At 72.2% G+C, this 10,857-nt stretch carries 1 protein-coding gene; it reads left to right on the plus strand.

The features are described 5' to 3' along the window. Positions 1 to 129: 129 nt before the first annotated feature. A complete protein-coding gene (locus U9J23_RS05815; protein WP_326601825.1) occupies positions 130 to 10,785 on the plus strand; it encodes a non-ribosomal peptide synthetase in 10,656 nt (3,551 codons plus the stop codon). Positions 10,786 to 10,857 lie beyond the last annotated feature (72 nt).

The following is a 10,857-nucleotide window of genomic DNA, read 5'->3' on the forward strand; positions in this document are numbered from 1 at the left end:
TCCTTCCGGACGGGACCGGCCGGACTTTCGGGCGGGCGCGTCGCTGCTGGTATGGTTAGGCGGCCCTAACTATATCCGGACGGAGGGGTGGATCCGAGGGGGCGGGTCCAGGAATGTCGAGGAGTACCCGTGGAATCGATCGTGCCTCTGCCTCTGCCTCTGCCCCTGACCGCTGCCCAAGCGGGGATGTGGTTCGCGCAGACGATCGACCCGTCGAACCCGACTCTCGTCACCGGGCACTTCCTCGAGATCGACGGCGCAATCGATCCGGATGTCCTCGCCCGCGCCGTCCACACCGTCTTCACCGAGTCCCCCGAACTGCGCGCCCGGATCGCCGTCGTCGACGAGATGCCCGTCCAGTTCCCCGATGCCCATCCGGCGCCGGAGGTCGAGGTCACCGACCTCACCGCCGACGCCGACCCGCGGCGGACCGCCGTCGACACGATGCGCGCGATCCTGCGAGTACCGATGGATCCGGCGACCGGAGCCGGCATCGGAGCCCAGGTGTTCGTCCTCGGGCCGGGCCGCGTGCTGCTGTTCCTGCGCGCCCACCACGCACTGATCGACGTCTACGGCTACAGCCTGCTCGAACGCCGCATCGTCGCCGTGTACACCGCGATCCTCCGCGACGAGGACGTCCCGCCCGCGACCTTCGGTTCCATCGCGCAGGTCGTCGCCGAGGACGACGAATACCGCAGCAGCGACCGCATCACCGCCGACCGCGACTTCTGGACCGAGACGCTGCACGGCGCCCCGGACGCGCTGGGCTTCGCGGAGACCGCGGTGCCGGCCGCGTCCTCGCTCGCCCGCGCGGTGGTCACCGAATCGGTGCAGATCCCCGGGGACGTCGCCGAAGCACTCGACGCAGCGGCACGGCGCGCCGGAGTGGGTTGGCCCGATCTCGTCACCGCCGCGACCGCCGCCTATCTCACCCGCGTCACCGGCGTCCGCGACGTGGTGCTCGGCTTCCCGGCCATGAACCGGATGGGCAGCGTCGCCGCGAAGGTGCTCACCACCGCCGTCAACGTCGTGCCCCTCCGCCTCGAGGTCGCCCCGGAGGCGAGCCTCGCGGCGCTCGCCGCCGACGTGCGCGCCACCGTCGCTGCACAAGGGCGCCACAGCCGCTACCGGGGCGAGGACATCCTCCGCGACCTGCGTCTGCCCGCGACCGGTCCCGGACCGGTGGGCCCGACCGTCAACATCAAGCCGTTCGGCGACACCGTGCGGTTCGGTGACGCGACCGCCACCGTGCACTCGCTCGCCCGCGGTCCTGTCCACGACCTCGCAGTGGTCGCCCGTCGCGTCGACAGCACCCGCGCACTCGAACTGACCCTCGACGCCGACGCCGACAGATACACCCCCGAGGAGGTGGCCGGGCACGCCGCGGCCATCGCGCGACTGCTCGCCTTCGCCGCCCGTGAGGAGGCGGACGAACGCCCCCTCGCCCACGCGGACCTGCTCGACCCCGATTTCCGCGCCGAACTCGAAACCCGTTGGCACGGGGCCGTCTCCGAATCCGTCCTGCCCGACGCGATGGAACTGTTCGACGCGCAGGTGGCCGCGACCGGTGCCGCGCCCGCGCTCGTCGCCGGCGCCGAACGCCTCACGTACGCCGAACTCGACGCGCGCATCGGCTCCGTCGCGGACGAACTCGCGCGGGCCGGTGCGGGACGGGAGGTGACGGTCGCGCTCGCGCTGCCGCGCACCGCCGACATGGTGGTCGCACTTCTCGCCGTGCTGCGGACGGGCGCGGCGTACCTGCCGCTCGATCCGGCCTTCCCCGCCGAGCGACTCGAGTACATGCTCGACGACGCGCGACCGGCGATCCTGCTCACCACCGACGACTTCGCCGACCGTCTCGGCACGTCGACCCCGGCCGCCACGGCGATCTTCCGCGACGGCGCCCTGCACTGGCGCGACGACTCCCCCGTCGCCACCGCACCTGCCGGGCGGCCCACCCCCGGGCAGTCCGCCTACGTCATCTACACCTCGGGGTCGACCGGGCGGCCGAAGGGCGTCGTCCTCTCGCGCGGCGCACTCGCCCGCTTCGTCGACGCGGCGACCGATCTCGTCGGAATCGGCACGCACACCCGGCTTCTCGCCCTGACCACCCTGTCGTTCGACATCTCGGTGCTCGAACTGATCGTGCCGTTGTGCCGCGGCGGGGCCGTGGTGCTCGCGGGTGACGACGACGCGCGCGATCCGGCGGCCATCGCCGTGCTCGCCGGCACCGAGTCGGTGAACTGCATCCAGGCCACGCCGTCGCTGTGGGGCGCGATCGTCGAGCACGACGGTCCGGACCTCGCAGGTGCGGACGTGCTCGTCGGCGGCGAGGCCCTGCCCGCCGCCCTGGCGGGAACCCTCGCCGCGCGAGCGCGTTCGGTCGTCAACATGTACGGCCCCACCGAGGCGACGGTGTGGTGCACCTCCGCCCCGGTCGCGCCGGATCTTCCGTGGACGGGGTCGGTGGGACGCCCCTATCCGGGAACCGGTGTGCGCGTGCTCGACCGGCAGTTGCAGCCCGTGCCGGTCGGCGCGGCCGGTGAGCTGTACGTCGTGGGGCAGCAACTCGCGCGCGGCTACCGCGGCCGCCCCGGCCTCACCGCGACCCGCTTCGTCGCCGACCCCTTCGGCGCCGGCCGGATGTACCGCACGGGTGATCTCGTGCGCTGGACCGCCGACGGCACCCTGCAGTACCTCGGACGCGGAGACGACCAGGTCAAGGTTCGTGGCCACCGCATCGAACTCGGTGAGATCGAAACCGCTGCAACGCAATTCTCCGGTGTGACGCAGGCCGTCGTGGTCGCCCGGCCCGACGCCACCGGCGCGGCGCGCCTCGTGGGCTACGTGACCGGCACCGACGTCGATACCGCGGCGCTGCACGACTTCCTCCGCACGCGTCTGCCCGAGTACATGGTGCCGTCCGTGACGGTCGTGCTCGACGAGTTCCCGCTCACCGCGAATCTCAAGGTCGACCGCAAGGCCCTGCCCACCCCGGAGATCGGCGCCCCCGACACCGGCCGCGATCCCGAGACCGCCACCGAACACACCCTCGCGGGCGTCTTCGCCGACCTGCTCGGGCTCCCGGCCGTCGGTGTCGACGCCGACTTCTTCACCCTCGGCGGGACGTCGCTGTCCGCCACCCGTCTCGTCGCACGGATCCGCTCGGCGCTGGACGTCGAGGTATCGCTGCGCGACGTCTTCGACGCTCCCACCGTGGCCGGGCTGGCGGTGGTGGTCGACGGCGCGAGCCCGGCACGTCCCCGCTTCGTCGCAGGGCCGCGACCGGCGCGGATCCCGTTGTCGTCGGCCCAGCAACGCCTGTGGTTCCTCGACCGGGCCCAGGGGCCGTCGCCGACCTACAACATCCCCTTCGCCCTCGACCTGCGCGGTCGGCTCGACGCCGACCTGCTCGACCGCGCACTGGTGCACGTCGTCACCCGGCACGAAGTGCTGCGCACCGTCGTGGACGTCGTCGACGGTGAGCCCGTGCAGGTCGTCATCGACGCTCCGTCGACGATCCTGCAGGTCGCGGAGGCGCGCGACGGGAACGCCGAGGCGCTTCTCGACGCGGCCGCGCGGGCGCCCTTCGATCTTGCACAGGACCGTCCGTTCCGTGCGCATCTCGTGCGACGAGCACCGGACGACGCGGTGCTGCTGCTCGTCGTGCACCACATCGCCGGCGACGAGTGGTCGGCCGAGACGGTCTTCGCCGACCTCGCCGTCGCCTACGCCGATCTCGCGGAGGGGCGTGTGCCCGACGGAACGCCGCGCCCCCAGTACGCGGACTTCGCGGTGTGGCAGCGTGGTCTCGCCGACGACCCGGCCGCCGCCGCGCTGCGCGACCGCGACCTTGCGTTCTGGCGTTCCACCCTCGCCGGGGCGCCCGAGGAACTCGCCCTGCCGCACGACCGTCCGCGACCGGCGGTGCCGAGTCACCGCGGCGGCGAGGTGTACGTGCAGGTGGATTCGGAACTGTCTGCGGCCCTGAGGGATACGTGCGCCCGTTCCGGGGCGAGCATGTTCATGCTCACCCACGCCGCTGTGGCCGCCCTGTTCACCGCTCTCGGGGCGGGCGACGACATCGTGCTCGGCGCGCCCGTCGCGGGTCGTGCCGACAGCGGACTCGAGGACATCGTCGGCTTCTTCGTCGACACCGTCGCTCTGCGCACCGACCTGTCCGGTGATCCCGACACCGCCGAGATCCTGACACGTGTACGGCGCGCCGACCTCGCCGCGCTGGCCCACCAGGAAGTGCCCTTCGACGAGGTGGTCGACGCCGTCGGTGTCACCCCGTCGCTCGCCCGGCACCCGCTCTTCCAGACGATGGTGCAGTACCGCACCGAACCCGCCGTGCCGCAGATCGGGGACACCACCGCGACCGTGTCGTATCTGTCCACCGGCACGTCGAAGTTCGATCTCACCGTCGACTTCCTCGACGCCACCGACGGTCTGTCGATCCGCTTCGAGTACGCCGAGGACCTCTACGACCGTACGAGCGTACGGACCCTCGGGCAGCGTCTGCTGTCGGTGCTCGCGGCCTTCGCCGGCCCCGAACCGCGACAGCTCTCGGCGATCGACGTGCGCACCGACGACGAGCGCGCCGCCGACACCGCCGCCGCGGTGCCCGCCACCACGCAGCTGCTGCCGGACCTGCTCGAGGTGGCCTTCGCCGCCCACCCGGAGCGCTCGGCGCTCGTGTTCGGTACCGAGACCCTGAGCTATCGGGAATTCGGGGCGCGCGTACACCGTTCGGCTCGTGCACTCGCCGAGCGGGGCATCGGCCCCGGCAGTGTCGTCGCGGTCGCGGCGGCACGGTCCGGCGCCGCCGTGGTCGCCCTGGCCGCCGTCGTCGTCTCCGGTGCCGCCTACCTGCCCGTCGACCTGTCGTACCCGCCGGCGCGCATCGAGTTCATGCTCACCGACGCCGCACCCGATCTCGTCCTCGTCGATACGGACGGTGCCGTGCCCGGCGACGCACCGCAGTTCACCCTCACCGCACTGACCGAGGCGGCGCAGGGCCACTCCGACGCGCCGGTCACCGATCTCGACCGCACCCGGCCGCTGCACTCGGCGGACGGGTCGTACGTCGTCTACACCTCCGGCTCGACGGGTGTGCCCAAGGGTGTCGTGGGAACCGCTGCGGCGCTGGCGAACCGGTTGGCCTGGCAGGCGGCACGCGTCCGTCCGTCCGGCGACGACGTGCGCCTGGCCAAGAGCTCACTGAGCTTCATCGACGGATCCACCGAACTGTTCACCGGTCTGCTCTCCGGCGCGACGATGATCCTCGCCGGCGACGCGGCCTCCCGCGACGCCGAGGCCCTCGCCGATCTCGTCGTCCGGCATCGGGTCCGGATGCTCACCGCGGTGCCGAGCCTCGCCGAGACCCTCGCCGCCCTGCGCCCCGAGGCCGCAGAACTCGTCGACACGTGGTTCCTCAGCGGAGAACCGCTCGGCACGAGCGTGATCGCCTCGCTACCGGACGCGCGGGTGATCAACTCGTACGGCTCGTCGGAGGTCGCCGGCGACGTCACGATCTGGACGGCCCCGAGCGCCGATGTCGACCGGGTCCGCATCGGTGCCCCCGTCGACGGCGTGACCGCGCGCATCCTCGACCGGCACCTGCGTCCCGTCCCGGACGGAGTGACCGGCGAACTCCATGTGGGGGGAGTGCAATCCGCCCGCGGCTATCTCGGCCGTCCGGACCTGACCGCGGCGCGGTTCGTCGCCGACCCCGCCGGGAGCGGCACACGGCTCTTCCGCACCGGGGACCTGGTGCGGCGCAACCCCTCCGGAGAGCTCGAATTCGTCTCGCGCGCCGACCATCAGCTGAGCCTGCGCGGTTTCCGCATCGAACCCGGCGAGGTCGAGGCCGCATTGCTGCGGCACCCGGCGGTGACCGCGGCCCTGGTCACCGTGCGGTCGTCGGCGTCCGGGACCGATCTGCTCGTCGGTTACGTCGTCGCCGATCCGGCCGCGCCGCGTCCGTCGGCCACCGACCTGCAGGACCATCTGCGGACCGTGGTGCCGGACTACATGATTCCCACGGTCTTCGCCGTGCTCGATGCCATGCCGACCCTGCCCAACGGCAAGGTCGACCGCGCGGCCCTGCCCGATCCCGCACAGAGCCACAGCACGCGCGAGGCCACCGACGACGAACGCGTCGTGTGCGAGGTTCTCGCCGAACTCCTCGGAGTCCCGCACGTGGGCCCCGACGACGACTTCTTCGCCCTCGGCGGCAATTCGCTCCTCGCGACACGTCTGTCCGCGGCGCTGCGCGTGCGCACCGGCCGGAACCCGTCGATCCGGGACATCTTCGACCTGCGCACCCCCGCACGGCTCGCGGCGACCGTCCCGGCCACCCTCGCCGGACCGGAGCTGGTGCGCCGCGACCACGCCGAGCTCGTCCCGATGTCGGCGGCGCAGCGTCGGCTGTGGTTCCTCTTCCGCCTCGAAGGCGCGTCGGCGACCTACAACATCCCGTACACGATGCGGCTGCGCGGCGCGCTCGACGTCGACGCCCTGCGGGGTGCCCTGCAGCACCTGATCGCCGGGCACGACACGCTGCGCACGGTGTTCACCGAACCGGACGAGGACGACGTCGAACAGATCGGCTACCAGCGGGTGCTGCCCGCCGAGGACTGCACCGTCGACCTGCGGATCGTCGACGCCGCCCCGGCGGATCTCGACGCGCTGCTCGCCGAGGAGGCGGGCCTCCCGTTCGACCTCGCCCACGATCTGCCGATCCGCGCGACCCTCGTGCGCACCGCTCCCGACGACGCGCACCTGATGGTGCTCGTGCACCACATCGCCGCCGACGAGTGGTCCGCCACGCCGCTGGTCGCCGATCTGTCGGCCTGGTACGCGCACCTGACCACCGGGGCGCCCGCACCGGCGCCGCTGCCGGTGCAGTACCGGGACTTCACCCTCTGGCAGGACGAACGTCTCGGTACCGGGGACGAGTCTCTGCGTGAAGCCCAGACCGAGTACTGGGCGCGCGTCCTCGACGGCGCACCCGAGGAACTCGCCGTCCCGCACGACCGGCCGCGCGGCGCGGTCAGCAGCTACCGCGGCGGCGCCGTCCCGTTCACCGTCGACCCGCGGACCCGCGAAGCACTCGCCGACATTGCCGCCGGATCCGGCGCGACGATGTTCATGCTCACCCACGCCGTCGTCGCGGCACTGCTGCGCGCGCACGGCGCCGGCGACGACATCGTGGTCGGCACTCCCGTCGCGGGGCGTCCCGACGCCGCCCTCGACCGGATCGTCGGCTTCTTCGTCAACACGCTCGTGCTGCGCACCGACCTGTCCGGTGACCCCACGGTCCGCGACCTGCTCGCGCGGGTCCGGGAGGTGGATCTCGACGCCTACGCGCACCAGGACCTGCCGTTCGAGGTGCTCGTCGAACGACTCGCCCCGGCACGGTCGCTCGCGCGGCAGCCGCTGTTCCAGATCATGGTGCAATACCGCGACCGCCTCGACGAGATCCGCATGCCCGGACTCGACGCCGAACCGGTCTTCGTCGAGACCGGCACGTCGAAGTTCGACCTGACCTTCGACCTCGCCGAGACCGACGACGGCGGGATCCGCGGGCGCATCGAGTACGCGACCGATCTGTTCGACCGCGACACCGTCGACGGATTCGCGCAGCGGCTCACGGCCCTGCTCTCCGAGATCGCGGCGGATCCCGACACCTCGCTGTCGCAGTTGAGCGTGCTCACCGCCGACGATCGGAAGGCATTGGCTGCAGCGGAGATCGGCACGGTCCGCGGCAACGGTCCGGATCGCACGATCCCCGAGTTGTTCTCGCAGCAGGTCGCTGCGACACCGGACGGCCTCGCGCTCGTCGACGACACCACCGGAAGACGATGGAGCTACGCCGAACTCGACCGTGCCGTCGCCGCCCTGGCCGGACACCTGCGTGCGGTGCCCGGGGTCGGTATCGATGCCGTGGTGGCCGTGGCGATCCCGCGCAGCACCGCACTCGTGGTCGCCCTGCTCGCGATCCACCGAGTCGGCGCGGCCTATCTTCCGCTCGACGAGAACTACCCCGCCGAGCGACTCGCGTACATGCTCGCCGATGCGCAGCCCGTGGCGGTTGTCGCGGCGACCGGTACTGCCATGTCCTTCGGCTCCGGCGTGCCGGTGCTCGAGGTCGACGAATCCGGTTCCGCCGGTTTCGATCCCGAAGATCCGGTCACGCTACCGACCGCGATGCCGCTCGACCGCGCGGCGTATGTGCTCTACACCTCCGGATCCACCGGAACCCCGAAGGGTGTCGTGGTCGGTCATCGCGCCGTCGCGAACCGGCTGCGGTGGATGCAGGACGAATACGGCCTCACCGCCGAGGATCGGGTGCTGCAGAAGACCCCGTCCGGATTCGACGTGTCGGTGTGGGAGTTCTTCTGGCCGCTGATCACCGGTGCCACGCTCGTCGTCGCGACCGCCGACGGCCACCGCGACCCGCACTATCTGCGCGACGTGATCGCCCGGCAGTCGATCACCACGGTGCACTTCGTGCCGTCGATGCTCGCGGCGCTGCTCGACGTCCTCGCCGCCGAGCAGGACGGAACACTGCGCCCGAACCGGGTGATCTGCAGTGGTGAGGCGCTGACCGCCGACCACCGCGACCGCTTCCACACCCTCGTCGACGCCGAGTTGCACAACCTCTACGGCCCGACCGAGGCGGCCGTCGACGTCACCGCGGCACCGATCCCGGCGCAGGACATTCCGTGGGTCCCGATCGGACGGCCGATCGACAACACCCGCACCCTCGTCCTCGACGAACGGCTCCGGCCGGTGGCGCCGGGCGTCGTCGGCGAGCTGTATCTCGGCGGTGTCCAGCTCGCCCGCGGCTACCACCGGCGTGCGGGCCTCACGGCCGGCCGGTTCGTCGCCGACCCCTTCGGCGACGCGGGGGAGCGGCTCTACCGCACCGGCGACCTCGTGCGGTGGCGCGACCGAGGCGAAGGGCTCGAACTCGACTACATCGGCCGCGCCGACGGCCAGGTCAAGCTCCGCGGCCTGCGCATCGAACTCGGGGAGATCGAGGCGACGCTGGTCGCGCATCCGGACGTCGCGCAGAGCGCCGTCGTCGTGCGCGACGGCATGCTCGCCGGCTACGTGGTGCCCCTGTCCGGGCACACCGTCGAACCTGCGGATCTGCTCGCACACGCCGCGACGACCCTGCCCGACCACATGGTCCCGGTGACCGTGACCGTGCTCGAGGCGCTGCCGCTCGGACCGAACGGCAAACTCGACCGCAGGGCACTTCCCGACCCGCAACCGACCGCGACGACGCGCCGCGAACCGGAGACCCCCGCCGAGGCCGCGCTGTGCGAATTGTTCGCGCAGGCACTGCGTCTCGACTCCGTCGGACCGGACGACGACTTCTTCGCGCTCGGCGGCGACAGCATCGTCTCGATGCAGGTCGTCACGGCCGCGCGCCGCAAGGGCATCGAATTCGGCCCGCGCGAGATCTTCCGGTGGCGCACCCCGGCCGGTCTCGCCGCCGTCGCACAGTTCGCCGCGGCGGTCGAGCAACCGGCCGGTCCCGCGGACGAGCGGGAGCCCGGTCCCGTGCCCGTGCCGCCGTCCGTGCACGCGCTGCGGGAGACCGGCACCGACCCGGCCGGTGCGGCGATCGTGTTCGCCGTCGACACCCCGGCGGACGAGGAGCAGGTCGCCGGGGCCCTGCGCACGGTAGTTGCCGCGCACGACGCGCTGCGCATGCGGCTGACCCGCGTGGCGTCGGTGCTGTGGTCGCTCGACACCCGACCCGCCGACGAGGTTCCCGTGCGGGTCGTCGAGACCACCGATCTCGCTGCCGCCGAGCAGCGGGCCCGCATCGAGGCCGCCGCGACTCTCGACCCCGAGGCCGGACCGGTTCTCTCTGCCGTATGGCCGACCACCGGACAGACGGGTCGCCTCGTGGTGGCGGTCCACCCGATCGTCGCCGACGGTGTCTCCGTCGACGTGCTCGCCGCCGACCTCGTCGCGGCGATGACCGGGGGAGCGGTCGCCGTGCCCGCCGCCACCGCGCGGGGACTCGCGACCCGGATCAACGAGCGGGCGCAGGACCCGGCACTGCTCGGGGAACTGGCGCACTGGGCGCAGGTCCTCGCACCGGGGGCCGCGCTGAGCACAGCGGTGCTCCCTGTCGGTGAGCCGGTCGAACCAGTCGAGGTCACAGCAGTCGAGTTCACAGCCGAGGTCCCCGCCGGTCCGGCCGATGAGCAGGACCCCGCTGCCGCAGCGGTGACCGCACTGGCGATCGCCGTCGCACGCGTCCGCGAGACCGCACCGGCACAGTTGCTCGTCGAGGTCGAACGCGACGCGCGCCGGTTCTCCGACGGTGAGCCGGACTGCACCCGGACCGTCGGTCCGTTCGCTGTCGGTGTGCCCGTGCGGGTTCCCGTCACCGACGACCCGGACGCGGTGTCGGCCGGTGTGACCGCGGCCCTGGACGCCGTACCCGCCGACGGTTCCGGATACGCGCTGCTGCGGCACCTCAACGCCCAGGCCGCACCGGCCTTCATGGCGCTGGCCCGGCCCGACGTCCTCGTCCGGGTCGAGACGGTGCCGACGGAACGGCGGGTCCCGTGCGGGCACGCCCTCGAGCTGACGGTACGAATCGAGGAGCGGACGGACGGTCGTATGTTCGTGGCCACGATGCGTTCGGACGGACGAATTCCCTCCGAAGAAATCCGGGCGCTGTCCGAGGCCTGGGCGGCGGCGATGAACGCGCCGGTGGGAGCGGGTTTCAGTACCCCCACGAGCACCTAGTATGGTTAGCCTAACCATGAGCTGGTCGGTATGCGCCCGCGGCTCGTCGCGGCATCCGTGGGAGAGAGAAAA

The organism is Rhodococcus sp. PD04 (genome assembly GCF_035918275.1).
GTDB classification, from domain to species: Bacteria; Actinomycetota; Actinomycetes; order Mycobacteriales; family Mycobacteriaceae; genus Rhodococcus; species Rhodococcus rhodochrous.